The sequence below is a fragment of the Acidiphilium rubrum genome, from assembly GCF_900156265.1.
Taxonomy (GTDB): Bacteria; Pseudomonadota; Alphaproteobacteria; order Acetobacterales; family Acetobacteraceae; genus Acidiphilium; species Acidiphilium rubrum.
The window spans coordinates 186197-211049 of the sequence record NZ_FTNE01000002.1; the positions used below are offsets into that span (position 1 = coordinate 186197).

General features: G+C 64.9%; 31 protein-coding genes and 1 tRNA gene. 15 read left to right on the forward strand and 17 right to left on the reverse strand.

Annotation, left to right across the window (positions count from 1 at the left end; translation table 11 throughout):
- The first annotated feature begins 17 nt into the window (after positions 1–17).
- Positions 18–1310: a hemolysin family protein gene (locus BW994_RS02395; protein WP_029313456.1), complete on the forward strand. Its 1293-nt coding sequence runs from the start codon at positions 18–20 to the stop codon at positions 1308–1310.
- A 282-nt stretch (positions 1311–1592) separates the two neighbouring features.
- Here the strand turns inward: BW994_RS02395 and proC are convergent, their stop codons facing one another.
- The 3 genes from proC to rpmB all read right to left on the reverse strand — a co-directional run bounded on the left by proC (position 1593) and on the right by rpmB (position 3392).
- Complete coding sequence (gene proC / locus BW994_RS02400) at positions 1593–2408, reverse strand: pyrroline-5-carboxylate reductase (protein ID WP_029312126.1); 816 nt, start codon at positions 2406–2408, stop codon at positions 1593–1595.
- Positions 2405–2908 (reverse strand): type III secretion system chaperone family protein, encoded by a 504-nt coding sequence (locus tag BW994_RS02405; RefSeq protein WP_029312125.1) that lies wholly within the window; start codon positions 2906–2908, stop codon positions 2405–2407. The genes proC and BW994_RS02405 overlap by 4 nt, the downstream gene beginning before the upstream one ends.
- Before the next feature lie 181 nt (positions 2909–3089).
- Positions 3090–3392 (reverse strand): 50S ribosomal protein L28, encoded by a 303-nt coding sequence (gene rpmB, locus BW994_RS02410; protein ID WP_029312124.1) that lies wholly within the window; start codon positions 3390–3392, stop codon positions 3090–3092.
- A 378-nt stretch (positions 3393–3770) separates the two neighbouring features.
- On the opposite strand from rpmB, the gene BW994_RS02415 reads away from it, so the two are divergent.
- Entirely contained in the window at positions 3771–5888 is a 2118-nt protein-coding gene (locus tag BW994_RS02415; protein ID WP_035228991.1) for an amylo-alpha-1,6-glucosidase, read from the forward strand.
- On the opposite strand, the gene BW994_RS02420 is transcribed toward BW994_RS02415, so the two are convergent.
- The 3 genes from BW994_RS02420 to BW994_RS02430 are packed head-to-tail and all read right to left on the reverse strand — an operon-like array spanning position 5834 to position 8272.
- A complete protein-coding gene (locus BW994_RS02420; RefSeq protein WP_076454332.1) occupies positions 5834–7081 on the reverse strand; it encodes an MFS transporter in 1248 nt (415 codons plus the stop codon). The two genes, BW994_RS02415 and BW994_RS02420, sit on opposite strands and share 55 nt — an antisense overlap.
- Positions 7078–7569 carry a PRC-barrel domain-containing protein gene (locus tag BW994_RS02425; RefSeq protein ID WP_051657376.1) on the reverse strand — a complete coding sequence of 164 codons (492 nt, stop codon included), beginning with the start codon at positions 7567–7569 and terminating at the stop codon, positions 7078–7080. The genes BW994_RS02420 and BW994_RS02425 overlap by 4 nt, the downstream gene beginning before the upstream one ends.
- The gene (locus tag BW994_RS02430) at positions 7559–8272 is read right to left on the reverse strand and encodes an SDR family oxidoreductase (RefSeq protein ID WP_029312120.1); all 714 of its coding nucleotides are present in this window, start codon (positions 8270–8272) and stop codon (positions 7559–7561) included. Before BW994_RS02430 ends, BW994_RS02425 begins: the two co-directional genes overlap by 11 nt.
- Positions 8273–8392: 120 nt before the next feature.
- Between BW994_RS02430 and BW994_RS02435 the strand changes: the two genes are divergently transcribed.
- The 8 genes from BW994_RS02435 to pqqE all read left to right on the forward strand — a co-directional run bounded on the left by BW994_RS02435 (position 8393) and on the right by pqqE (position 13144).
- Positions 8393–8632, forward strand: coding sequence for a type II toxin-antitoxin system VapB family antitoxin (locus tag BW994_RS02435; protein ID WP_029312119.1), 240 nt, complete (start codon positions 8393–8395; stop codon positions 8630–8632).
- Entirely contained in the window at positions 8629–9036 is a 408-nt protein-coding gene (locus tag BW994_RS02440; protein WP_029312118.1) for a type II toxin-antitoxin system VapC family toxin, read from the forward strand. The genes BW994_RS02435 and BW994_RS02440 overlap by 4 nt, the downstream gene beginning before the upstream one ends.
- A gap of 67 nt (positions 9037–9103) precedes the next feature.
- Entirely contained in the window at positions 9104–9847 is a 744-nt protein-coding gene (locus BW994_RS02445) for an FkbM family methyltransferase (protein WP_029312117.1), read from the forward strand.
- Positions 9848–9989: 142 nt separating this feature from the next.
- The gene (gene pqqA, locus BW994_RS02450) at positions 9990–10067 is read left to right on the forward strand and encodes a pyrroloquinoline quinone precursor peptide PqqA (protein WP_076454351.1); all 78 of its coding nucleotides are present in this window, start codon (positions 9990–9992) and stop codon (positions 10065–10067) included.
- Between the two features lie 59 nt (positions 10068–10126).
- Entirely contained in the window at positions 10127–11050 is a 924-nt protein-coding gene (gene pqqB, locus BW994_RS02455; RefSeq protein WP_029312116.1) for a pyrroloquinoline quinone biosynthesis protein PqqB, read from the forward strand.
- Positions 11047–11787 (forward strand): pyrroloquinoline-quinone synthase PqqC, encoded by a 741-nt coding sequence (pqqC, locus tag BW994_RS02460; protein WP_029312115.1) that lies wholly within the window; start codon positions 11047–11049, stop codon positions 11785–11787. The genes pqqB and pqqC overlap by 4 nt, the downstream gene beginning before the upstream one ends.
- On the forward strand, positions 11784–12059 hold the full coding sequence (pqqD, locus tag BW994_RS19860; protein ID WP_029312114.1) for a pyrroloquinoline quinone biosynthesis peptide chaperone PqqD: 276 nt from the start codon (positions 11784–11786) through the stop codon (positions 12057–12059). The genes pqqC and pqqD overlap by 4 nt, the downstream gene beginning before the upstream one ends.
- A complete protein-coding gene (pqqE, locus tag BW994_RS02470; RefSeq protein ID WP_051657375.1) occupies positions 12056–13144 on the forward strand; it encodes a pyrroloquinoline quinone biosynthesis protein PqqE in 1089 nt (362 codons plus the stop codon). Before pqqD ends, pqqE begins: the two co-directional genes overlap by 4 nt.
- On the opposite strand, the gene rlmB is transcribed toward pqqE, so the two are convergent.
- A complete protein-coding gene (gene rlmB, locus BW994_RS02475; protein WP_029312112.1) occupies positions 13126–13929 on the reverse strand; it encodes a 23S rRNA (guanosine(2251)-2'-O)-methyltransferase RlmB in 804 nt (267 codons plus the stop codon). The genes pqqE and rlmB overlap by 19 nt on opposite strands.
- A gap of 198 nt (positions 13930–14127) precedes the next feature.
- On the opposite strand from rlmB, the gene BW994_RS02480 reads away from it, so the two are divergent.
- A tRNA-Tyr gene (locus BW994_RS02480) sits at positions 14128–14213 on the forward strand.
- A gap of 79 nt (positions 14214–14292) precedes the next feature.
- Here BW994_RS02480 and BW994_RS02485 read toward each other — a convergent pair.
- The 4 genes from BW994_RS02485 to BW994_RS02500 form a co-directional block, all read right to left on the reverse strand.
- Positions 14293–15891, reverse strand: coding sequence for an L-lactate permease (locus BW994_RS02485; RefSeq protein WP_029312111.1), 1599 nt, complete (start codon positions 15889–15891; stop codon positions 14293–14295).
- Positions 15892–16025: 134 nt separating this feature from the next.
- Positions 16026–16733: a DUF1223 domain-containing protein gene (locus BW994_RS02490; protein ID WP_029312110.1), complete on the reverse strand. Its 708-nt coding sequence runs from the start codon at positions 16731–16733 to the stop codon at positions 16026–16028.
- Positions 16730–17452, reverse strand: a complete 723-nt coding sequence (locus BW994_RS02495; RefSeq protein WP_029312109.1) for a molybdopterin-dependent oxidoreductase — start codon at positions 17450–17452, stop codon at positions 16730–16732. Before BW994_RS02495 ends, BW994_RS02490 begins: the two co-directional genes overlap by 4 nt.
- Positions 17453–17456: 4 nt before the next feature.
- A complete protein-coding gene (locus BW994_RS02500) occupies positions 17457–18080 on the reverse strand; it encodes a cytochrome b/b6 domain-containing protein (RefSeq protein WP_029312108.1) in 624 nt (207 codons plus the stop codon).
- 195 nt (positions 18081–18275) lie between these two features.
- Here BW994_RS02500 and BW994_RS19535 point away from each other — a divergent pair, with 195 nt between their 5' ends.
- From BW994_RS19535 to BW994_RS02515, 3 genes are all read left to right on the forward strand, one after another.
- Positions 18276–18512: a hypothetical protein gene (locus BW994_RS19535; RefSeq protein ID WP_035228988.1), complete on the forward strand. Its 237-nt coding sequence runs from the start codon at positions 18276–18278 to the stop codon at positions 18510–18512.
- Between the two features lie 102 nt (positions 18513–18614).
- Positions 18615–19265, forward strand: coding sequence for a peroxiredoxin-like family protein (locus BW994_RS02510; RefSeq protein WP_029312107.1), 651 nt, complete (start codon positions 18615–18617; stop codon positions 19263–19265).
- Positions 19192–20148, forward strand: coding sequence for a LysR family transcriptional regulator (locus tag BW994_RS02515; RefSeq protein WP_245801496.1), 957 nt, complete (start codon positions 19192–19194; stop codon positions 20146–20148). Before BW994_RS02510 ends, BW994_RS02515 begins: the two co-directional genes overlap by 74 nt.
- 99 nt (positions 20149–20247) lie before the next feature.
- Here BW994_RS02515 and rlmN read toward each other — a convergent pair whose 3' ends face one another.
- From rlmN to BW994_RS18790, 4 genes are all read right to left on the reverse strand, one after another.
- Positions 20248–21408: a 23S rRNA (adenine(2503)-C(2))-methyltransferase RlmN gene (rlmN, locus tag BW994_RS02520; protein ID WP_029312105.1), complete on the reverse strand. Its 1161-nt coding sequence runs from the start codon at positions 21406–21408 to the stop codon at positions 20248–20250.
- A 3-nt stretch (positions 21409–21411) separates the two neighbouring features.
- Positions 21412–21945 carry an invasion associated locus B family protein gene (locus BW994_RS02525; protein ID WP_029312104.1) on the reverse strand — a complete coding sequence of 178 codons (534 nt, stop codon included), beginning with the start codon at positions 21943–21945 and terminating at the stop codon, positions 21412–21414.
- 47 nt (positions 21946–21992) lie between these two features.
- Positions 21993–22235, reverse strand: a complete 243-nt coding sequence (locus BW994_RS02530) for a hypothetical protein (protein WP_217696426.1) — start codon at positions 22233–22235, stop codon at positions 21993–21995.
- A gap of 106 nt (positions 22236–22341) precedes the next feature.
- Entirely contained in the window at positions 22342–23130 is a 789-nt protein-coding gene (locus BW994_RS18790; RefSeq protein WP_162176800.1) for an OmpA family protein, read from the reverse strand.
- 137 nt (positions 23131–23267) lie between these two features.
- Between BW994_RS18790 and BW994_RS02540 the strand changes: the two genes are divergently transcribed.
- Complete coding sequence (locus tag BW994_RS02540) at positions 23268–23465, forward strand: EexN family lipoprotein (protein WP_029312102.1); 198 nt, start codon at positions 23268–23270, stop codon at positions 23463–23465.
- A gap of 2 nt (positions 23466–23467) precedes the next feature.
- On the opposite strand, the gene BW994_RS02545 is transcribed toward BW994_RS02540, so the two are convergent.
- Complete coding sequence (locus BW994_RS02545; protein ID WP_029312101.1) at positions 23468–24337, reverse strand: NAD(P)-dependent oxidoreductase; 870 nt, start codon at positions 24335–24337, stop codon at positions 23468–23470.
- Between the two features lie 2 nt (positions 24338–24339).
- A complete protein-coding gene (locus BW994_RS02550) occupies positions 24340–24849 on the reverse strand; it encodes an OsmC family protein (RefSeq protein WP_051657372.1) in 510 nt (169 codons plus the stop codon).
- Between the last annotated feature and the right edge of the window lie 4 nt (positions 24850–24853).

A 24853-nucleotide genomic window follows, 5' to 3' on the forward strand; every position in this document is an offset into this window, starting at 1 on the left:
TTCATCTCAAGGTCTTCATGCAAATCATTGCTGAAATTGGTCTTTTATTTTTTCTGATCCTGCTGAACGCCGGGTTTTCCCTGGCCGAAATGGCGCTGGTGTCGTCCCGCCGGGCCGCGCTCGCGCTGATGGCGCAAAAACAAATTTCCGGCGCCGCTCGTGCGCGCACGCTGGCCGACAAGCCGGACCGGTTCCTGCCCACCGTGCAGATCGGCATCACCGCCATCAGCGTCCTGACCGGCGTGGTCGGCGGCGCGCAACTCGCCCAGGCACTCACCCCCGAACTCAAGCACATTACGACCATCGCACCGATCGCGAGCACACTGTCGCTGATCATCACCGTCGTGACCGTGACGTTCCTGACCCTGGTGTTCGGCGAACTGGTGCCCAAACAACTCGCCCTGCGCAACGCCGAACGCATTGCCTGCCTCGTCGCCCTGCCGCTCGACCTGTTCGCGCGCGCCGCCGCCCCGCTGGTGCTGGTGCTGCGCGGTACCACCCATGTCGTGCTGCGGGCGTTCGGCCCGGTCGACCCGCATCGCCGGGCCGTCAGTGAAGAGGAACTCAAAGCCATCCTCGCCGAAGGTACTGAATCCGGCATGCTGGAGTCCGAAGAGCGCGACATGATGGAACGCGTCATGCGCCTCGCCGACAAGCCGGTCCGCGCCATCATGACACCTCGCCAGGACATCGCCTGGCTCGACCGCACCGCCCCGCGCGGCCAGGTCATCACCGCCCTCAAATCGGCCCCCCACTCCCGCTTCGTGGTGTGCGACCGGAGCATCGACAACGTCGTCGGCATCGTCCAAGCCAAGGATATTCTCGACCGCATGCTCGACGGCAAAGACATCTCGATCGCCACCTCGCTCCGCCAACCCCTCGCCGTGCCCGATGCCATCTCGGCACTCGACGCGCTCGAACGCCTGAAATCCGACCCGCTCGGCGTCGCCTTCGTGCTCGATGAATACGGCAGCTTCGAAGGCATGGTTACCGTCGGCGACCTGCTCGAAGCCATCGTCGGCGACGTCGAAGAACCCTCCCTCACCGAAACCGGCGAAGACGTGCCCGACCGCTTCGACCTCGACGGGCTGGAACCCGTCGATGAAGTGGCACACCGCCTTAAACTCGGCGACCTGCCGGCCCACGGCTCCTACCACACACTCGGCGGCTTCCTGCTCGCCCTGCTGAAACGCGTGCCCCGCCAAGGCGACGCCATCGCCTACGGCGGCTGGCGATTCGAAGTCCTCGCCATGAACGGCCGCCGCGTCGAACGCGTCCGCATCAGCCGCGACCCTACCGTCGTTCCCTGAACCCTCGGGCAGGAGAGTTGGACTGATCGCGGGTGGGTGGGGCTCTTGGAGGAAGCAAGGCGGGGGGCTTTGCCCCCTCGACCCCCACTAAGGGCGGAGCCCTTAGAACCCGCTAGTTTTAGGCAAGGGGAGGGCGCTGCCTCGGATTTTCCGTCGATCTGGCCTGTGTCGCCCTCCCCTTGCCTAAAACTAATGGATTTTAAAGGCTCCGCCTTTAACGGGGTCCAGGGGCAGAGCCCCTGGCCTTCCTTGCTCCTAAAGCCCCCACCACCAGCGATCGATCTAACCCTCCTGCCCGAGGGCGCGGGAGCGGGCGGTTGCGGCGTCGATGGCGGTGTTGATTGCGTGTGGCCAGCTGTCGGGTGCCATCAGGATTGCCAGGGCGCGTTCGGTGGTGCCGTTGGGGCTGGTGACGGCGCGCCGCAGGTCGGCAGCGGATTCGGGGCTGGCGGCGAGGAGTCCGGCGGCGCCGATGATGGTCTGGCGCGCCAGTTGCGTGGCCAGTTGTGGCGGGATTCCTTGGTCGATTGCGGCGGCTTCGAGCAGTTCGACCAGCAGGAACACGTAGGCGGGGCCGCCGCCGGAGACGGCGGTGACGGGGTCGAGCAATTTTTCCGCGGTGACGAATTCGATGGCACCGACGGCTGCGAGCAGTGTTTCGGCCAGATCGCGTTGCGTGGGCGCGACGGCGGGGCCGGCGCAGGCGACCGTGATACCTTGGCGGATCGCGGCGGGGGTATTGGGCATGGCCCGCACGATCGCGGCGTTGCCGCCCAGGTGGGCGGCGAGCCAATCGATGGTTTTGCCGGCCATGATCGAGACGAACAGGGCGCTGCCGGCGAACCGTGCCAGCGGCGGCACGGCGATGGCTGCGATTTGCGGTTTAACGGCGAGCACGATGGCCTGTGGTGCGAAATCCGCCGGCACATCGGCAAGCGACGCAACGATGTCCACGCCATCCCCCGCAAGCGCCTGGGCACCGGCGCCGGGATCGAGCACGACGACGCGGGTGATGCCGCGCTCGCGCCAACCGGCAAGCATTGCGGCGCCCATTTTACCGCCGCCGACCAGCAGCAGCGGCGGCAATCGGGTTATCATGCTTCGCCGACGCACTCCAGCATTGCGGCGGCCAGTGCGTCATCGGGTGATTTGCCGCCCCACAGCACGAACTGGAATGCGGGGAAAAACCGCTCGCATTCGGTGACGGCGATATCGACCATGTCTTCGACGCTTTCGGCCGAGGCGGCGGTGGCACCGCGCAGGAGGACGGAGTGGCGAAACACCGGCATGCCGTCGTCCTGATCCATGCCGAAATGGCCGATCCAGAGTTTTTCGTTGGCGCGCGCCAGCAACTCGTACAACGCCTTGCGGCGGCGTTCCGGCGCTTTCAAATCGAAGGCGCAGGAGAAATGCATCACGGAGATTTCGTGTGACCAGGAAAAATACAGCCCGTAGTCGCACCAGCGGCCGGGCGCTTCGGCGGCGATTTCGCTGTCGCTGCGGCGATCGAACGCCCAATCATTGGCGGCGATGACTTGTTCGACGATATCGAGGGGGTTGCCGACCGGATCGGCGGTCTGGGAGGCCAGGGAGGTCATACGCGGGGTCTCCTCCTGAGTGCGGAAGTCAAGCTTACGGCGGGATCGCCGGCGCCGAATCGGAGTCTACCGGAATTTTGCGCCGCACCGCAATCACCGTATGTCAGGTAAAAGTTACAAAACAATAAACCCGCCACAAAGGACGGGTCTTTTCGCGAGTCCGACCGGGGCAATCGGCAGATCAGGCGGATTTCGCCTCCCGCTTCGCGGCCGCCTTGATCACCCGGCGCTTCAGCGTCAGCGCCTCGTCGGTGAGCTTGCGGTTCGGCGTGGTCAACAGAAACGCATCGAGACCGCCCTTGTGCTCGATAGTCGAAAGCCCGCGCGGCGTGACCCGCAGGCGCACCGAATGGCCCAGCGCTTCGGACTGCACCGAGCTGTCCTGCAAATTCGGCAGAAACCGCCGGCGCGACTTGTTGTTCGCGTGGCTGACATTGTTGCCGGTGAGCACGCTCTTGCCAGTGATTTCGCAGCGACGGGTCATAACGCAGGCCTCGATCCAATGCCCAGCTCACGCCGGGTCGGTGATAGATAATACAAGATCAGCCGCGCTACGGACCCCGTGACGCGGTGTTGCGCCGCTATATCGCCAAATCCGCCGCGCGGGTCAAGCGCCCGGCGAAAAAGGGGTAAGGCAGGGCAGGAGTAAGGTCTTCTTTTTTGTGAACAAAAAAAGAAGCAAAAAAAACTTTATCAATCTGGGCCCGTGCCAGTGAAACCGCCCGTGCCCCAGATTCAGAAAGTTTTTTGCTTCTTTTTTTTCAAAAAAGAAGCGCTTCACTTCACCTTGCTTTTACCAGAATCGGCCTCGCCGTCGATGCGTGATAGACTACACGCTCAACCCCCGTCACAGGAGTTGCGCATGACCAATCCTAACCCGCTGGACGACAAGACTTTCCCCGTCGCGGCCGATGCCATTCATGCCGAAGATCGCCCCTATACGCTGAAATCGGACGATTGCTTCGCCATTCTCGGCATCACCGGCGACATGAGCGCCGGCAGCGAAGGCGTCTATTTCCACGACACGCGCCATCTTTCGCGCCTTACCGTGACGTTGAACGGCGCGCGGCCGCGCCTGCTGAGCGGTGCGATCAGCACCGACAACGCGACCCTGGTCTGCGATCTGGCCGCCGCCGCGCCCGATGGCGTGACCGATATGGGCGACGATGCCAATGAAATTTCGCTCCGGCGCGAAACCTTTCTCTGGCGCGGCACCCGCCACGATGCGCTCACGCTCGGCAACTGGTCGCGCACACCCCAGACCCTTACTGTCGGGATCGGTTTCGCGGCCGATTTTGCCGATCTGTTCGAAATCCGCGGCACGAAGCGCGCCCGCCATGGTATGCTCGAGGCGCCGAGCACCAGCGCCCATTGCGCGACGCTCGCCTGCCGGGGCCTCGATGGCGTGCGCCGCTGGACCCGGCTCGATTTCGACCCGAAACCGGCGCGGATCGAGGGCGATGAAGCGCAGTACCGCCTTACCCTCGCGCCGGGTGCGACCGCGCGCATCGCGATCGCCGCGCAATGCGGTGCCGATGACGATCAGGCCTGCATCGAAAACTTTCGTGCCGCCCATAAGGCCGCCGCGCGCGGCCGGCGCGCGCTGCGCCGGCAGGCCGCGAGCGTGATCACCGGCAATGCGCTGGTCAACACAGCCCTGCTGCGCGCCCGCGATGATCTGATCATGCTGACCACCGCGACCGAATACGGCCCCTACCCCTATGCCGGCGTGCCGTGGTTCTCCACCGCGTTCGGCCGCGATGCGATCATCACCGCGCTGCAGGTGCTCTGGCTGGCCCCCGGCCTCGCGCGCGGCGTGCTCGGCTTCCTCGCCGCCAACCAGGCCACGACCACCGATGCAAGCGCCGATGCCGAGCCCGGCAAAATCCTGCACGAATGCCGCGATGGTGAAATGGCCCGGCTCGGCGAAGTGCCGTTCCGCCGGTATTACGGTTCGGTCGATGCCACGCCGCTGTTCGTCATGCTCGCAGGCGCCTACCATGCGCGCACGGGTGATACCGCGTTCATCCGCAGCATCTGGCCGAACATCGAAGCCGCATTGGGCTGGATCGACGGGCCGGGCGATGAAGACGGCGACGGTTTCGTCGAATACGGCCGCAAGACAGGCCACGGCCTCGCCAACCAGGGTTGGAAGGACAGCCGTGATTCCATTTTCCACGCGGATGGGACGCTCGCCACCGGCCCGATCGCGCTGTGCGAAGTGCAGGCCTACGTCTATGGCGCGAAAACCGCCGCCGCCGGCATGGCCGCCGCGCTGGGTGATGCGGACCGCGCGACATTTCTTACCACCCAGGCCGCCGGGTTGCGTGCCCGGTTCGATGAGCTGTTCTGGGACGATGAACAACAGTTTTACGTCCTCGCCCTCGATGGCGCGAAACGCCCCTGCCGCGTGCTTGCCTCCAACGCCGGCCACGCGCTGTTCACCGGCATCGCCCTGCCCGGCCGTGCTGAAGCCGTCGCTACTCGGCTGATGGGGCCCGATTTCTTCTCCGGCTGGGGCATCCGCACGCTCGCGCGCGGCCAGCCCCGCTTCAACCCGATGTCCTATCACAACGGCTCGGTCTGGCCGCACGACAACGCGCTGATCGGCCTTGGCCTCGCCCGTTATGGCTACCGGGCGGCGGCGGCGCATCTGTTCGATGCCATGCTCGCGACCAGTGCCTGGGCCGAGCGCTACCGGCTGCCCGAATTGTTCTGCGGCTTTCCGCGCAAGCCCGGCCATGCGCCAACCGCTTACCCGGTCGCCTGCGCGCCACAGGCCTGGGCGGCGGGCACGCTGCCCGCCCTGCTCGATGCCTGCCTCGGCATCAGGCTCGATCCGGCCAGCGGTCGCGCGACCGCCGATAGCCCGGTACTGCCCGCCGGGATCGACCGGCTGACGATCGAAAACCTCGGCCTCGGCGGTCAGCCGGTCGCGCTGTCGTTCATCCGCACCGAAGGCGGCATCATCGTCGGCTGAGCCGGCTCGGTCTCGGGCATCAGCAACCACACCAGCAAAGTCGCGATCAACCCGGCCGCGGCGAGCGCGAAAAACGCCGCGTGATCGCCGATCCGGCTGGCGATTGCCCCGGCCGCCGCCGTGCTTACCGTCGCCCCCAGCCCGACCGCCAGCCCGATCGCCCCCATGATCAGGTTGAAATGCCCCCGCTCGCGCGCGATATCCGCCGCGATCAACGGCAGCAACACCCCGATCACCGCGGCACTGATCCCATCGATCGACTGGATCAGCACCACCGGCACCGGCGCCGCGACCAGGCCGAACAGCACGGCGCGCACCGGTTCGGCGCCGAACCCCAGCAGCAGCACCGCCCGCCGGCCATAGCGCTGCGCCGCGCGGCCGACCCAGGGCGACATCAGCGCCACCACCGCCTGTGGTGCCACGATGCATGCCGCGATCACCAGATTGGCGACATTGCCCGCCTTCGCCGCCAGTTCACTGCCGACGAACGGCAGCATCGCCGCATCCGCCATCTGAAACATCACGACGCAGACCATGAATGCCAGCAACCGCCGATCAAGGAACAAGGCGCGCAACTCGGCAATCGTGCCGCGCTGCGGCTGCGTCGCCACCATCCGCGCTCGCACCGTGCGCTGCGATTCGATCCGCGACAGCGCGAACAGCGAGGGCGCGCCGAGCAGCGCGGTCAGCCAGAACACCGAGCCCGGTGCGAAATAATAGCCGCACGCGCCCATCACCGCCGCCGCGACGCCGTTGCCGAGCGAGGCATAGCGCGCATTCCGCCCCAACCGCTCGCCGAGCGCGGCGGAGCCGACCATCGTGATGGTCACCGCCGCGATCGCCGGGTTCAGCATGCAACTGGCGAAACCGTGCATCACCTCGGCCAGGCCGATGCCGAAATGGCTCGGCATCAGCACGAACAGCAGGGCGCTCGCGGTGATGGCGCCGATCGCCATGGCCGCCGCCAGCCGTTTGCTCGGCATCCAGTCCACCAGCGCGCCGGCCGGCAACTGGCTGGCCATGGCGACCAGCGTGCCGAGCGAGAGCACGCTGCCGATCGCGAGATCAGTCCAGCGCTGGGTGGTCAGATAGATCGCGATGAACGGGCCGAAGCCGGTCTGGACATCGGCCACGCAAAAATTCAGCCAGTCCAGCCCGCGCAGGCTGCGTTGCGAACCCTGGGCCTCGCTCAAGGGGCCGCTTTGGTATCAGATGGGGGCGGTTTTTGGGACCTGGCCACGGCGACCGGCACAGAACGGTCGGTCGCCTGATATTCCGGCAACGCCTTGAGCTTCGCGGCGTCGAGCGTCACCACGATCGCGATCTGCTCCTTGACCACGGAAAAATGCAATGCGCTCCACGCCACCGCGATTTTGCGATCGCCAACGCCGAGAAACCCGGCAAACTCCACCACCGCTGCCTTCGGCTTGCCTGACTGATCGATCAGCACATTGACCACGTGGCCGATCACCGCGCCTTTCGCATCCACCACCGGCTGGCCGAGCAGGCCCTCGGCATGAACCTTGGGCAGATGCTCGAGCTTCGGCGGCTTGGGTTGCGGCGGCAGCACGATCGGCGGCGGCGGCGGCAGTTGCGCGGTCGGCCCGGCGCCATAGGGCGTCTGTGCCGCCGCGGGCAGCGTGGACGCCAGCATCAAGGCCACCACCAGGCTATTCCGCATAGATCATCTTGCGCGTCATGCCGCCATCGGCGACGAATTCGGCCCCGGTGATGAAGCCGCTTTCGGCCCCGAGCAGAAATGCCGCCAGCGCGGCGATATCATCGACCGTGCCGACCCGCCCGACCGGGTGCTGCGCATGATCGCGCGCGGATAACGCATGGCCCTGCGTGTCGATCCAGCCGGGGCTGATGCAGTTCACCCGCACGTCCGGCCCCAGCGACATCGCCAGCGCATGGGTCAGCGCGACGATGCCGCCCTTGGCCGCCGCATAGGATTCCGTGTCGGGCTCGGACATCCGTGCCCGGGTCGAGGCCATGGTGACCACGGCACCCTTTGCCGCGCGCAGCAGCGGCTCGGCCGCCCGCACCAGCAGAAAAATACTGGTCAGATGCGTATCGATCACCGATCGCCATTCCGCCAGACTCAACTGGCCGATCGGCTTGCGGATCATGAACCCCGCATTGCACACCAGCGCATCGAGCCGGCCGTGTTCGGCGCGCACGCGATCGAGCAACGCCGCCACCGCCGCCTCATCGCCGACATCGCAGGCCACCAAGCGCACACCATCCGGTGCCGTCAGGCCGGCGATATCGCGATCCGCCGTAATCACCGCATGGCCCGACACCGCCAAGCGCGCCGCGATCGCCGCCCCGATGCCGCGCCCGCCACCCGAGACCAATGCAACCCGCCGTGCTTCATCCATGGCTCATCCCCGCTCGTGGTTCCTGCACGACATGGCCAGCGGCGGCGGCGTTTCCAACTCTTGTCCCGGTCAGAATATCCAATTACTCTAAATCGGATATTCAACCGGTCAGGACTCCCGATGCCGCTCTATATCAAGGATGACGAAGCCGCCGCCCTGGTCGCCGAACTTGCGCGGACACGCGGCTGCACCAAGCAGGACGCGGTCAAACAAGCCGTCCGCGCCGCGCTCGATCACGATCGGGCAGCGATTCCGCTGCGCGACCAGCTACGCCAACTCTGGGCGGAATTTCCGTTGCCGCCGAAAACCGGCCTGGCGGCCGATAAGGCATTCTTCGACGATCTGTCGGGCGAGCCGTGAAAATCTTTGCGGACGCCTCCGCTTTGGTCGCAATCCTCGCGCGCGAGCCCGATGCCATCGCTCTGGCAGATCGGCTGGAGGCCGCGCAGGACCGGCTGTATTCCGCCGTTTCGGCATGGGAAACCACCGCCGCCCTGTGCCGCAGTTACGCGATGCCGCCCGATCTGGCGCGCAACCGCGTCGAGCACTTTCTCGCCCGCCTCAGCCTGCGCATGGTGCCCATCGCCGCCGCCGAATTCGCCCTCGCCGCCGAAGCCTATGCGCGGTTCGGCACGGGTCGCCACAAAGCCGGCCTCACCATGGGCGATTGCTTCGCCTATGCCTGTGCGCGCAGCAACGACGCCAAACTTCTGTTCCTGGGCGAGGGCTTCACCCATACCGACATCGCCGCTGCACCGATCTGACCGCAATTTCGCAAATTCGAGCACGGATCTTTACGAAATCTTCATCAATTACGGTCATTCTGTGCAGATGAGACCGACCCTGAAATCTACCATCGGCGCCATGCTCGACAGTTTCGGCACACACCGCGCCACCACCCCGCCGTCCGGCGACATTGCCATGGCCGCGCACCTCGCCGCGCTGTTCAAATCCCTGAAGATCGACCTCGTGATCGATGTGGGGGCGGATCAGGGCCAGTTCGGCACGCTCTTGCGCGATCACGTCGGCTACACCGGCCCGATCGCCTCGTTCGAGCCGATCCCCGCATCCTTCGCCACCCTCCAGCACCGCGCCAGCATCGACCCAATGTGGCAGGTCGAACATGCCGCACTCGGCGAGGCCCTCGGCGACCTGCCGCTCAACGTGATCGACCTCCAGAATTTTCGCCCGGCGCCCCCGCCCAACACGCAACGGCTTCCCGCCCGTCACACGGCCCAGATCAAACGCCAGACAATCCCGGTCCGCACGCTCGACGACATCGTTCCCGCGCTGCGGACACGCACCAGAGCACGACATATTTTCCTGAAACTCGATACCAACGCGCGCGATCGCGCCATATTACACGGTGGCGAGCACGCGCTCGGTACCATCGCCGCCATCCAGACTGAACTCTACACCGATCGCCAGTTCGAAGATCTGCCCCACTATCTCGGGCTGCTCTCCTATTTTCAGGCGAAGCATTTCACCCCGAACCAGTTCTTTCCCACCGCCGCCGAAACCAACACCCAACCCACCCACTTCACCTGCTGCATGGTCAACACCAGCCACCGGTAAACCTCGCGGCAAACTTGGCCATTGTTGGGGCCGCGACCGGGGCTTGCATAGAAAAATTGTCGTCTTATGGTTGAATATCTCCGCATACGTGGGGACAAGGTGGGCAACACCGCCGCTAACGCAACAACTAGGAGAAACAACCATGTGGACGAAACCGAAGCTGGTCGAAATCGCCGTTGGCACCGAGATCAACTGCTACGCCTGCGCCGACATCGACTGATTGACTGACAGGCGCCGGGACCGGTGCGTGCCACCGGTTCCGGCAATTTTCAACCAACCATGAAACTGATCATCCTTGGTGCGGCCGCAGGTGGCGGTTTTCCGCAATGGAATTGCGCATGCCGGAACTGCGCGCGTGCGCGCTCCGGCGATCCGGCCGCGCGGCCGCGCACGCAAGCGGCCATTGCGGTCAGCGGCAACGGTTCGGATTACGTGATTTTCAACGCCTCGCCCGATCTGCGCGAGCAGATTCTGGCCACCAAGGTGTTGCACCCGCGCCAGGGCCTGCGCGACAGCCCGATTGCCGCGGTCGTGCTGACCGGCGGCGATGTCGATTTCACGGCAGGGCTGCTCAATCTGCGCGAGGGCCAGCGATTCGCCTTGTACGCGGGGCAGCGGATTCTCGATCTGCTCGATGCCAGCGTGATCTTTCGGGTGCTTGCCCCCGATCTGGTGCCGCGCCGGCGGCTCGATCAGAACCACACGACGCCCTTGCAGGATGCGGCGGGACAGGATCTGGGCATCACGGTCGAGCCGTTCGCGGTGCCCGGCAAAGTGGCACTCTATGCCGAGGATACCAGCCGCGCCGATCTGGGCTCATCGGAAGGCGATACGCTGGGGGTGAAAATCACCGGCGCCGACGGTGCCTGCCTCTACTACATCCCGGCCTGTGCCGCGGTGACCCCGGATCTGGCAGCCCGCCTGCGCGGCGCGCCGGTCGTGTTGTTCGATGGCACGCTCTGGCACGACAACGAGATGATCGATGCCGGTTTGCTGCCGAAAACCGGCCGCCGCATGGGGCATATCAGCGTCAGCGGGCCGGACGGCACGCTCGCCGCAATGGAAGGGCTCGGCATCGGCCGCAAGATTTTCGTCCATATCAACAACAGCAACCCGATGATCCTGGATGATTCGCCCGAGCGCGAGCAGGCGGAACGCGCCGGATGGACCATCGCCCATGACGGACTGGAACTGAGCCTATGACCGTGCTGATGAGCCCCGACGAACTCGAAGCCGAACTCCGCGCCCTCGGTGCGGCGCGGTACCACAATCGCCATCCGTTTCACCAGTTGCTGCATGGCGGCGCGCTGAACAAGCGCCAGGTGCAGGCCTGGGCGCTCAACCGCTATTGCTATCAGGCGGCGATCCCGATCAAGGACGCAACGCTGATCGCCCGCACCGAGGACGCTGATTTGCGGCGTCTGTGGCGCCAGCGGCTGGTCGATCACGACGGGATGGCCGAAGGCGAGGGCGGCATCGTGCGCTGGATCGCGCTGACCGAAGGGCTGGGCCTCGATCGGGACATGGTGACCAGCCGGCACCGCGCCCTGCCGGCAACAAGGTTTGCGGTGCAGGCCTATATCGATTTCGTGCGCGACAAACCGCTGCTCGAAGCGGTCGCCTCGTCGCTCACCGAAATGTTCTCGCCCGGCATCATCTCCGAGCGGGTCTCCGGCATGCTGGCAAGTTATTCGTTCATCACCAAGGAAACGCTGGCCTATTTCAACGCGCGGCTCGACCAGGCGCCGCGCGATGCGGATTTCGCGCTCGATTACGTCAAGCGCCACGCCCGGACGCCCGAGCAGCAGCGCGCGGTGATCGCGGCGCTGGGTTTCAAATGCGATGTGCTGTGGGCGCAGCTCGATGCATTGCACCATGCCTATGTGTTGCCCGGCATGATCCCGCCGGGCGCGTTCGGCCATGGCGGCGACTGGTCGTGAGCCTGACCGCGGCCAGTGTTCCACGTCTCGCGCGGCATGTGCGTTTCCGATTCGATGCCGCGCGCAACTGCCACGTGCTGCTGGCGCCGGAACGGGTGATCATGCCGGATGCGATCGCGGTTGCGGTGCTCGAATGCTGCGATGGCGTGGTGAACGTGGCCGAGATCGCCGATCGTCTCGCCACGCGTTACGAAGCGCCACGCGATGCGGTGCTGGCCGATTGCCTCGAAATGCTCAACGACCTTGCCGACAAGAGTATGATCGCATCATGAACGCTCCGCTTTCACCTCCTTTGGCAATGCTGATGGAACTGACTCATCGCTGTCCGCTGAAATGCCCCTATTGTTCCAACCCGCTCGCGCTGGAGCGGGCGCGCGACGAGCTGGATACCGCGACCTGGAAGCGCGTGATCACCGAGGCCGCCGGCATCGGCATTCTCCAGGCGCATTTTTCCGGCGGCGAGCCGATGGTGCGGTCCGACCTGCCGGAGCTCGTGCGCCACGCCCGCGCCGAAGGGCTCTACACCAATCTGATCACCTCGGCGGTGCTGCTGAACCCGGCGCGGATGGCCGAACTGGCCGAGGCCGGGCTCGACCATGTGCAGATCAGTTTCCAGGGCGCCGATGCGGCGGTGGCCGACCATGTCGCCGGGTTTCGCGATGCCCATGAAAAAAAACTGGCCGCGGCGCAACTGGTGCGCGACGCGGGGTTGGCGCTGACCCTGAACGCCGTGGTGCACCGCCAGAACCTGCATCAGCTGAGCGCCATGATCGATCTCGCGGTCGATGCCGGCGCGCAGCGGATCGAGGTTGCCCACGTCCAGTATTACGGCTGGGCGCTGAAAAATCGCGCCGCGCTGATCCCGACGCGGGCGCAGCTCGACGAGGCGACCCGTATCGTCACGGCGGCGCGCGCGAACCTCGCCGGCACGCTGACGATCGATTACGTGGTGCCCGATTACTATGCGGCGCGGCCGAAAGCCTGCATGGGCGGCTGGGCGCGGCAGTTTTTCAACATCACCCCCTCCGGCAAGATGCTACCCTGCCACGCGGCGGAAACGCTGCCAGGTCTGGTGTTCGAGCGGGTGACCGAGCGCAGCGTCGGTGAAATCTGGGCGCACTCATCCGCGTTCGAAAAATATCGCGGCACCGGCTGGATGGCACCACCCTGCCAGGGCTGCGCCCGCGCCGAAATCGACTGGGGCGGCTGCCGCTGCCAGGCGCTCGCCCTGACCGGCGATGCCGGCGCGACCGACCCGGCCTGCGGCCTCTCGCCCGATCACGCCATGATGGCGGCGCTCGCGATCGCCGAAAGCGGCGCCGCGGTCGATGACTTCGCCTATCGAATGATCTCGTAAAGCGCGACGGCGGCGGCGGCTGAAACGTTCAGACTCTCCATGCCACCCGGCATGGCGAGCGAAACCAGCTCATCGCAGGTCTCCCGCGTCAGGCGGCGCAGGCCCTCGCCCTCAGCCCCCAGCACCAAAGCCGCGCGCCGCCCACCCAGCGACGGGCCGGACAAGCGGGTGCTGCCGGCAGCATCCAGCCCCATCACCCAGAGATCGGCGGCTTTCAGGGCGATCAGCGCGCGCGCGATATTCACCGTGCGCAACAGGGGAATCCGTTCGAGCGCGCCGGACGCGGCCTTGGCGAGTGCGCCGCCCTCCTCGGGCGCGTTGCGTTCCTGCGCGATCACCAGCGCCGCACCGAACGCCTGGGCGGAGCGCATGATCGCTCCGACATTGCGCGGATCGGTGATCTGATCGAGCACCAGCACCGGGCCGGGGCGCTTGAGCGCGTCGGCCAGGCTGGGCGAGGCCAGCGGGTCGGTCTGCAGCGCCATGCCCTGATGCACGATGCCGCGTCCGAGCATCGCATCGAGCCGGTCGCGATCGATCCGCTCCGCCTGGATCGCCCAGGGTTTCGGCAGGCGCGCGGCCAGTGCGGCCTCGGCCTCCTCGGTCAGCACCAGGCGGCGCAGGCGGCGGGCAGGGTTGGCAAGTGCTGCTTCGACCGGATGCATCCCGTAGAGCCACAGACCGGCAGCGGCAGCCGGGCGGCGTTCGCCCTCGTGGCGGCCGCGCTGCGGCGGCGGGCCAGAGTGGCGTGGCTTCGGTTTACGGTGGGGGTCGCGCTGGTCCATGCGGCTGTCTAGCCTGTGGATCGCCGCGTTGACAACGATGCTGCCCCGCCCGCTTCAATGCAGACAGGTCCGCACCAATTTCAGTCAAAACGAGCCGAAACTTTTTTGGAATACCGGCCCCGTGCTTTCAACGCGTGGCCCCCATCAATGCGTACGGCGGCGTTGACAAGGCTGCGCTGATCGCAGATTACGGGCGGCGGAAGGGTGCCCGAGTGGCTAAAGGGGGCGGACTGTAAATCCGCTGGCGTACGCCTACGTTGGTTCGAATCCAACCCCTTCCACCATCACCGAAATCTTGAAACATCAAGCTGCCGGCGCCGATATCCCGGCCCATCGTGATGGGCCGGGTTTCGCGCTCCCGTGTTACGGGATCATCCATGGCACCAGATATTGTTGTGCCATCACCATCACGCCGAGCAAAGCGGTCAGGATGACGCTGTGCTTGAACGTGCGGGCGAAGACGATGCCTTCCTTGCCCTTGAGGTCGGTGGTCGAAACGCCGGTCGAGATGTTCTGCGGTGAGATCATTTTCGCCATCACGCCGCCGGAAGAGTTGGTCGCGGCGATCAGGACTGGGTTGAGGTGAAGCTGATTGGCGGCGACGACCTGCAAATTGCCGAACAAGGCATTGCCCGAGGTATCGCTGCCGGACAGGAACACGGCCACCCAGCCAAGGAACGGGGAGACCAGCGGAAACAGCACGCCGATCGAGGCAACGCCGAGGCCGAGGGTGTAGTTCATGCCCGAGTAGTTCATCAGATAGGCAAGGCCGATGATCAGCGCCACGGTGAAGATCGCGATGCGGCTCTGCCGCCAGGTGGTGCCGATCGCCTTGATGAAGCCGGCAGGCCCGACGCCGACGAGGGCGGCGGTGATCACCGCGGCGAGCAGAATGGCCGTGCCGGTTGCCAGCGGCTGGAACACCCAGAGCGCGGCATAAGGCTTATGATACAGCGTGATGAACACGGCATTGTTCAGCCCGGGCCATTTGATCACCTGCTGGCCGATCGCGAAGATTTTCAGATCGGTCCAGATGATGACGACGGCGGACACCACCACCCAGGGGATCCAGCCGCGCCAGCTCGGAATGCCGCTGGCGCGATGGCCCGCGAGCGCTTCGGCGCGAATCGCGAATTGCGCGTCCGGCGCCGGGCGCCAGACCTGCAGGAACCCGATGGTGATGACCAGCGACACCAGCGAGGCCAGCACGTCGGTCAGCGCGTAGCTGATGTAATTCGAGGTCACGAACTGCGTGATCGCAAAACTCGCGCCGGCGACCAGCAGCATCGGGAACAGCGCCTTGACCGAGCGCATGCCGCCGTACACGCCGATCACATAGAACGGCAGCAGGAAGGCAAAGAACGGCAGCTGGCGGCCGACCATCTGGCCCAGCGTGACAGCGTGCAGCCCGGTCACCTGACCGAGCACCGTGATCGGCACGCCCAGCGCGCCGAACGCGACCGGTGCGGTATCGAAAATCAGCGTGAACGTGAGCGCTTCCAGCGTCGGGAAGCCGACCATGATCAGCAACGCGCTGGTGATGGCGACCGGCGTGCCGAAGCCGGCGATGCCTTCGAGCAGACAGCCGAAGCAGAAACCCACCACCACGAGCACCACGCGGCGATCGTTCGGCAGATGCTCGATGATCCATTCGCGGAATGCATCGAAATGACCGGAGGCGACCGCAATGTTATAGAGCAGCAGCGCGTTGACCACGATCCACATGATCGGCCAGAGGGCGAACACCACGCCGGCGGCGACGCTGTTGAGTGCTAGAAAAGCCGGAAAGCGCCAGACGACAGTTGCGATGACCAGAGCGGTAATCAGGCCACCCAGCGATGATTGCCAGGCCGGGCGGCGCAGCACACCGAGCATGACCAGCACCACGGCGATGGGCACGGCCGCGACGACGAAGGACAGCCCGAGGCTGCCCCCGACCGGGGTTAGTAGCTGATGAAACATAATATCTCCCAAGACGAATTAATTCACGGACGCTCGGGGTGATAGGCGATTCGGCGCGGCTTTACACTACCTCGTGATCGGCAGAGCTCGAAAAACCGGCCGTGCCGTCGGTCAGGGTGCGGCCGCCAGAAGCTTTATTGCGCGGCGGCACCCAGGATCGTGCCGTCGTCCTGCTGAACCACCACCGCGATATGGGCGGCAGAACCGGGGGCGATCGGGTGTTCGAACGTCCGGCCGGTCCATGCGCCGAGCGTGGTGATGGCACGCACGACGTGGATCTGGCGCAGATCGGCGCCGCGGTTTTCACCGCCGCCGATCGCGGTACGGTCAGCCGCGTCATAGTGAAAGACCTCGATTTGCGCTGGATGATCGGGCATCGCGCCAGTGATCGACAGGTCCCAGCCAGTGCCGAGGCGATGGATCGCGATGTGAACCGCCGGGTGCGCCGCGCGGGCGAGGTTCTTGGCAATGGCGGCGGTGACGGCGGGCCGGTCCGAGCCGACCGCCACGCTGCGACCATCGATGATCGCCTGCGGCGTGTAGATACCATGCGCGCCATGCAGTGCTGCATACCATTTCTGCCGTGCGGTTGCGGCCGCCAGGGCAAACCGATCGGTCCAGCGCGGACCATCGAAATAGCCGACATGCTCCGTGAGCACCAGAATGGCGGGGTCGGCCGCCTGCAGGCGGGCCATCAGCGCCTCCGCCGGCGGGCAGTCGGAGCAGGATTGCGAGGTGTACAATTCGACCACCACGGGACGGGCTGCGCCCGACGCGGCGGCGGCCGGCGCGCCAAACGCGGCTGCCGCCGCGATGGCCAGCAAAGCGCGCGGGAGCCTCATGATCCGCCGAACCAGTTGTAGCCCTGTTTTTCCCAATAACCGCTGGCGAACTGGTTGGTGACACCGAGGGCGACGATCGATTTGGCGTTCTTGTAGCCGAGCTTGGTGGGAATCCGCAGCCGCAGCGGTGCGCCGAACGGCGCCGTGAGCGGCGCACCCAGAAAATCGAGCGCAAGGATGGTTTGCGGATGCAGGGCCGATTCCATGTCGATGCTCTCGAAATACCCATCGGCGCATTGAAACGAGACATAGCGCGCCTTGGTATCGGCATTGATCCGGCGCAGGAAGTCGCCCAGCCTCACGCCGCTCCACTGGCCGACGACGCGCCAGCCTTCGACGCAGATCAGCCGGGTGATCTGGCTTTCCTGCGGCAGGGCGCGCAGCTGCGCGATCCGCCAGGGCTGCTTGTTGCCGATCCGCCCGGTCAGACCCAGCCGCCAGGTCGCAAGGTCAACCTGCGGTGCCTTGTCGATATCATAAAACGCATTGAACCGTGCCGGCCGCGTGATGGCCGAGGCCGGGAACGTCGGCGCCAGCGTGTGCGGGTTGAACAGGGCGGCCTGCACCTCGTCGTTCCAGTGCGACATGGCGTTGAGCACCCGATCCACCACGTCGGGGTGCGACGGATCGTCGAAATCACAGCCGGTCAGCGTGGTGGCGGCGCCAAGCGCGAGGGCGCGACCGAGCAGATTGCGGCGGTTGAGATTGAGGACGGGCATGGGGCTACTCCGCGGCTTCGGATTCAGGGGTCGGCAGGCGGCCGCCGGTGATCATCGCGGGCAGGACCCGCGGCACCAGGGCGACCAGCAACAGATGAACGACCAGGAACAGTGCAATCCCGGCCATGGCGATGAAATGGATCACCCGCGAGACGAAAAACCCGCCGAACAGGTCCGACAGCGGCCAGAGTTGCACCGGCTTCCACACCGCGAGCCCGCTCAGCACGGCGAGCACGCCGAGCCCGATCACGCCGAGGTAGAGCAGACGTTGCACCGCGTTATAGACGCCCGGCCGATGCGGCAGATGAAACCGCGCCGCCGCGATCGCATCGCGCAGCACCGCGCGCGGGGTCAGCGGCAGCAGCTTGCGCCGGAAATGCCCGGTCGCGAGCCCCCAGCCGAGATACAGTGCACCGTTCAGCATCAGCAGCCAGATCGCGGCCAGATGCCAGGCGATCGCGCCGCCAAGCCATTGGCCGATCGTGGCCCATTGAGGGAAGGTGAAGGGCAGGAAGGGCGATGCGTCGTAAATCTCCCACCCGCTGCCGATCAGGGTGACGATGGCGATGGCGTTGAGCCAGTGCATCACCCGCAGGGCAAGCGGGTGGATCGGTCGGCGGTGCACCATGGGTCGGTCTCCTGCAATCGTGACGATGTCTGCCTGCCCTTCATGCGCGCGGCGGACTGCCCGCGTCGAGGTATCGAAACCATGCCCAATCGGCATTGGCCGTCAGCGCGTCGCTGCGGCACATCATCAAGGCGTCGGACGGCCCCAGCGGTCGCCGCCGCATCGGACCCGATCATCAACCGCACGGAGACTGTCATGAACCGAATTCTGCTCGCTCGCGCTCTGACGCTGGGCACACTTATCCTCGCCGCCGGCGGCGTCGCCCACGCCCAAACCGCCAGCAGCATGGCCAAGCCGGACACGATGAGCCACAGCACGATGAAACACTCGACAATGAAGCACTCGACGATGAAACATTCGACGATGAAACACTCAACGATGAAGCACTCAACGATGAAGCACAGCGCGATGGGCCACACGGCCGCGCAGTAACCCCCTCTACCCCGATCACCGAGCGTCATCCCGGCGATCGGGGCACCTTCCTACCCGGAGGGCGAACTATGGCAGAATTTCAGAACGGCGTATGATCAGGATATGAGCCTCCAGGACAAGCTCGATGCCGAACGCACCCTCCGTCTCGTCAACGAGGCGTTGCGCGCGGCCTATGAAGAGACCATCACGACGCTCGGCCGCAACGGCTTGATGCCCGGCGTATTGGTCGAGGAAGCGCCGTTTCCCGACTTCATTCTGCCAAACATCGAGGGAAAACTGGTCTCCCTATCCGCCCTGCTCGCGCGCGGTCCGGTGATCGTGCAGTTTTTTCGCGGCGAATGGTGCCCCTATTGCCGCCTGATGCTTGACGCGCTGGTAGCCGCGCTCCCGGAAATCGAGGCTCAGGGAGCGTCGCTGGTCGCGCTGACGCCCGACACCGGTCCTCCTGCGCGCGACGCCAAAGTCAACCATAGCGCCACGTTCGAGGTGTTATCAGATATCGATTGTGGAGTCGGGCTGGCCGCAGGTGTCGTATTTCGTCTCCCGCCGCTCTACCGGGCGCGAATGCAAGCCGTCGGGACCGACGTGCCTAGCCGCCACGGCAATGATTCCTGGTTCCTGCCGATCCCAGCCACTTTCGTGCTCGATCGTGACGGGCGCGTTGCCTGGCGGTTCGCCGATGTCGATTTCACGCGCCGCGCCGCGCCAGAACGGATCTTGGCGGCATTACGCCAGTTGGCCGCGCCGGATTAGCGCCGTGGAACTCACCCAGGTCCGCTATTTCGTCGCGCTCAGCCGCTCGCTGAACTTTACCCGCGCGGCCGAGGCGTGCAACGTCACCCAGCCAGCTTTGACCCGCGCGATCCAGCGGCTCGAGGAGGAACTCGGCGGCCCGCTGCTGTATCGTGAACGCAGCACGACACAGTTGACCGAACTCGGCCGCACCATGCTGCCACATCTCGATGCGATGCTGATGGCTGCGGACAGCGCGGCCGCCCTGGCCGATGCGCGGAGGCGCCAGCCGGTGGCGAGCCTGAAAATCGGCCTCGCACCGGGCATCGGCTGCGCCGCGATCGCCTTTGCGGTGCGCGAAGTCGCCGCAATCCTGCCCGACCTGATGATCCGGCTCGATGAGGCGGCGGCTGCCATGCTGATCGAGTCGATGCTGGCCGACATGCTGGATTGCGCCTTGCTGCCCCAGGATTGCGATCTGCCCGACCGTTTCAACCACTGGCCGCTGTACGATGATCGCGCCGTGGCGGTGCTGCCGGCCTGCCACGCCCTGGCCGACCGCACCACGATCACCGCCGATGATCTGCGCGGCGAGACCCTGCTGCACGGCGAACGCTGCGGCGGCTTCGCTTGCCTGTTCGATGCCACGTGGCAAGGGCAGGCCCGGCTGCGGCGCTGCGACGGCGCGATCGGCCATCTGCTGGACCTGGTCGACGCGGGGCTCGGCCTCGCCCTGCTCTCCGAACGCATCGTCCTGCCTGCACGATTGGTCGCGCTGCCGATTATCGAACCCACGCTGACCCGGCGGGTCCGGCTGGTCGCCATCGCCGGCCGGCCGCAGGGGGCCGCGGTGTCCGGGTTCGTGAAATTATGCCGTGCCCGGCGCGGTCCGGACGGCCCCTAGGGCGTTATGCTTTCAGCTTAACGCTCTAGGGCTGTATTTTGTCGATCGATTTCATGCGATGATGTTAACGCTGTCGCGTCAACTTAATCGCATATCGCTCTAGCAACCCGCCGCCACGCTCGATTTCAACTGGCCGCAGGCGGCGAGAATATCGCGGCCGCGCGGTGTGCGCACCGGCGCGGCATAGCCGGCGTTCATCACGATATCGGCGAAGCGGTGGATCGCGTTGCCGCTCGAAGTTTCATAGGTCGACCCCGGCCATGGATTGAACGGAATCAGGTTCACCTTGGCGGGAATCCCCGCGATCAATCGCACCAGTTCATGCGCGTCGGCCTCGCTGTCATTGATGCCTTTGAGCATGACGTATTCGAACGTGATGCGTCTGGCGTTCGAGGCGGCGGGATAGCGCCGGCAGGCGGCGATCAGTTCGGCGATATTGTATTTGCGGTTGAGCGGCACGATCACGTCGCGCACCTCATCGCGCACGGCGTGCAGCGACACCGCAAGGTTCACGCCGAGTTCCGCACCGCACCGATCCATCATCGGTACCACGCCGGAGGTCGAAAGCGTGATCCGCCGACGCGACAGGCCGATGCCTTCGCCGTCCATGATGATCTTCATCGCGGCGGCGACGTTCTCGTAATTATACAGCGGCTCGCCCATGCCCATCAGCACGATGGTCGAGAGCAGGCGCGGCGTTTCGCCTTTCGGGCTCGGCCACTCGCCATAGGCATCGCGCATCGCCATGAACTGGCCGACGATTTCGGCCGCGGACAAATTGCGCGTCAGCCGCTGCGTGCCGGTATGGCAGAACCGGCACGACAATGTGCAGCCCACCTGCGATGAAATGCACACGGCCCCCCGATCCTCGGTGACATCGGGGATATAGACGGTCTCGACCGCCTCGTTATCGCGAAACCGGAACAGCATTTTGCGCGTCTGATCGGTGCTGAGCTGATCCGCCGCGACCGATGGCCGGCCGATCACGAAATGCTCCGCGAGTTTTTCACGCAGCGGCTTGGCGATATTCGCCATCGCGGCGAAATCGGTCACCCCCTGGTGATAGATCCAGTGCCACAATTGCTTGGCGCGAAACGCCGCCTCGCCGATCGAGGCGACCGCCTCGCCAAGCTCTGCGCGTGACAGTCCAACCAGGTCACGCCGGCCATCCGCCAGCAAGGCCGGCGGCGGCGCGAACAGGGCGGCCTTGGCCAGAATGCGCGTGCGCTCGGCCTCGTCGAGATCGAGCGTGATCGACATGATCTAGCTCTTTTTCGGCGCGGCGCTCGCCGGGCAGGCCTTCTCGATCGCCTTATAGGCGTCGGAGAAGCCATCGAGGCCGAATGTATCGGTCACCGGCTTGCCTGCCGGCGCGGTCGCGGTTGCCAACACCGAGGAACCGCCGAGAAACGCCTGCGTGGTCGCGGCACCCTTCATGGCGTAGGCCATATTATCCTTGGTGAAGAACGCCAGCTTGTTGCTGCCGACCGCGAGCGTCACCTTGGCGTCCTTGGTGTAGGTGATGCCCTGGCTGAGCGAGATTTCATCGCGAAACCCGGTACGCTCGGTCACCGTCAGCATCGCGGGCGTGGCCTTGCTGCCTTTCGGCAACTTGCTGGTGGTGAAGGCGTAACAGGCCCGATCCGCACCGCTGCCATAGGTCGCGGCGGTCCAGGATTTGAAGACACCGAGCGGTTTCGGTGCATCGGTGGCGGGAGCGGTCGTGGTCGCGGCGAGCGCGCAGCCGGGGGCGGCCAGAACCGTCAGGGCGAGGACAAGGGCGGGGGCGTGTTTCATAACAGCTAAAATACGCGCCCCGCCCCGCCGCGACAAGCGTCGCCCGCTTATCGGCCGACCCGAATGCCGAGATCGACCTGCCGGATCGCCGCATTCACCGCCTGCAACGCCGCAACCCGGTGCCCGCCCTTGTTCATCCGCGATACCTGAAGCTGCGACCGTGCGGCATACAGCGCGTTGCGCGCCGCGAACATATGGCTCTGATACGCCATCGCCACGCCGCCCATCAGACCGCCGGCCATCAGGGTCGCCCCGACAATCGCCGCCAGACGCGTCTTGCCCAAATTCATCATCGATCTCCGTTGGTTGTTGAACGCACGGAGATTTTATCGAGCCCGATCATGGCTACGTTCGGGCAACGAAGTAACAAAGTGCAAGTACGCCGTCATGGGACGCTTAATGCTGACCCCGATAGTGCTGGAACTGAATCGTAACGATCACATTGCGATTGATCTTTTCATGCAATGGCGGCGAGGGCTTTCCTCCCAATGGTTGAGTGCTACCGTGAGACACGACCTTCATCAGCGATCGATCAACACCGTGCGCCGCGAGAAAATCCGCCACCGCCTCAGCCCGCCGAAGGCCGAGTGCACGGTCGAATGCTGCACTCCCGGCCCGATCTGTGTTGCCAGCAATCGAGATCGGCGCAGAATGGTGCTGTTTGATCCTTCGAACACAATTACTCAAAGTACTTCGCGCAACCTGGCTCAGACTCGAAGAATCCGTCGAAAAAAACACGAGCCAATAGTGCGCCGGTGGCGATGCGCATCCGCAAGATACGGGAGGCGGCCCGACCGACCCAAAATACAAATAGCCGTTTGCACCATCGGCAAGACGAAAATGAGCAATACCGGATTTTGCATCGTTATGCAGTCGATCCACGATGATAAACCCTGTCGTCCCGTCGCTACAGTGCAACGGAACGGTGATTTTCACCGGAACCGGATTGAAGTCATAGGGTCCAGCACAAGCGACGCGACGTGGCCCAGCACCGACCGGCGAAAGTACAAGATGAAGACCAATCCGGTCGCCGAAAATTGAACTTTCGAGGCGGCCAGTGCCGCCAACATAGCCGGATCGCGGCGACGCCGGATCGATGTGAACGACTTGGGACGCCGCGCAAGCCGATAAAAGAAAGGCGGCAAGAACAAAAATACCCCAACGTCGTAGAAACAAACGGACCATCAGCATTTCCGCAAATCAGAGGTCAACATTTAGCACGCCTTCACCGTCGCAAAACAAGATCAAACCGCGATGACCGCCCCTGTCGCCCGAATCGTAACGATTGCGCCGCTGCCACATGAAGTGTTACCGTTAGAACCATGAAACCGCTTGTTTTTATTCTGGCGTTGTTCACGAGTTTGATCCTGTCCGGCTGCGCCGACAGCACCACCACTTATTACCACAAGCATCCGCATCAATTGATGCGGGAAATCGTCAATTGTGAGAACAATGGCGGCGCGTTGGCCAACACGCCCCGCTGCCGCAAGGCGCTGGCGATCAACGCCCAATTGTTTTGATATTATTTCGACGCACCCAATCGCGCGATCAGCGACGAAGTATCCCACCGCCGGCCGCCCATCGCCTGCACATCGGCGTAGAATTGATCGACCAGCGCCGTCACCGGCAGACGCGCTCCGGTCTCCTTCGCTTGTTCCAGGCAGATGCCCAGATCCTTGCGCATCCAGTCCACCGCAAAACCGAAGTCGAATGTGCCGGAAACCATGGTTTTCCAGCGGTTTTCCATCTGCCAGCTTTGCGCCGCACCCTTCGAAATCGCGCCGATCACCGCCTCGGGGTCGAGCCCCGCCGCCTGCGCGAAGGCGAGCCCTTCGGCCAATCCCTGCACCGCGCCGGCGATGCAGATCTGATTGACCATTTTCGCCAACTGCCCGGCACCGGCCGCGCCGATATGGCTGATATTGGCGCCATAGCACCCGATCACCGGCTTCGCGCGCGCGAAATCATCAGCACCGCCGCCGATCATCACGGTCAGCCGGCCGTTCTCCGCCCCGGCCTGGCCGCCGGAAACCGGCGCATCCAGCACGCCGAATTTTCCGTCCGCCGCCGCCGCCAATTCCCGCGCCACGGTCGCCGAAGCGGTAGTGTGATCAATGAACAACGCCCCCGCCGCCATGCCCGCAAACGCGCCATCTGCCCCGATCGTGACGGAGCGCAGATCGTCATCGTTGCCGACGCAGGCAAACACGAACTCCTGCCCCTCGGCCGCCGCACGCGGCGTCGCCGCCGCCCGCCCACCGTGCTTGGCCACCCACGCCTCGGCCTTCGCCGCCGAGCGATTATACACCGTCACGTCATGGCCACCGGCGGCCAGATGCCCCGCCATCGGAAATCCCATCACGCCGAGGCCGATGAACGCCACTTGAGCCATGTCTAAATCCTAGAAGTTAAAGTTTCATGAATATCCGTTGCATCCGCCCGCACAATGCACGGTTCGTGATGCACCGGCAGGTTGAGCGAGCGCGCGATGAAGCACATCGCATTGGCATCATGGTGCAATCGAAGTGCCGCCGCCGCATCCGATGTCGCAGCGATCGTCACGCGCGGCCGCAGCGTCACGGCAGTAAACTGCCCCGCGCCGGACGCCTCCTCGGTCAAGATCGCTTCGGCATCGTCCTGATAATTCAGCACGACAACACCGGCCTCCGCGCACAGATGCAGATACCAGAGTTGATGACACGACGATATCGCCGCCAGCAACAGCAATTCCGGGTTCCACCGTGCCGGATCACCCCGAAACGCCGGGTCGGACGACAGCAACAGGTCAGGCCGCCCGGCAGCCCCCACCGCATGATCACGTCCGTAAGCGCGATAGGCGCTGGTGCCGGAACCGGCGTTACCAGTCCAGCGCAGGCGGGTGCGATACTGATGCGCCCGGCTCATCGAC